The organism is Vibrio sp. 779(2023) (genome assembly GCF_033344285.1).
Taxonomy (GTDB): domain Bacteria; phylum Pseudomonadota; class Gammaproteobacteria; order Enterobacterales; family Vibrionaceae; genus Vibrio; species Vibrio alginolyticus.
In genome coordinates this window covers 1,150-1,486 of sequence record NZ_JAWPOM010000086.1, presented here as the reverse complement: position 1 = coordinate 1,486, position 337 = coordinate 1,150, and the positions used below count along the sequence as shown (strand labels likewise).

General features: G+C 45.4%; 1 pseudogene. It reads right to left on the bottom strand.

What is annotated here, in order from left to right:
• Window positions 1–337, bottom strand: a pseudogene (locus R8O70_RS25100) (sensor histidine kinase); the annotation flags it as partial.

Below are 337 nucleotides of genomic sequence, written 5' to 3'. Positions count from 1 at the left end.
CGCTCTGTACCATCAAGGTAGATGATGTCATTTTTTTCCATCGAATCTAATGTGCTTTGCGATGAAATAGGCGTATTCGGTCTATGGTGGTCATCGCCAATACCGACAAACGCCAAAATCTGCTCTTGGTCAGTAAGTGCAACTGCGCCAACCTTGGTTTCTTCGTAAATGATACGAGCGATTTTTTCTGCATTCTCGGTGTTAAAACCGTTGCTCAAAATGCCTACGGAGCGATCGGCGATGGTAAGCGCACGGCGTGAAAAGGTAGCGGAGTACTTTTCAAAAATGGTTTTTCTATCTTGTAGGATGCTCATGAAAAGTGCGGCACCGAACGAGT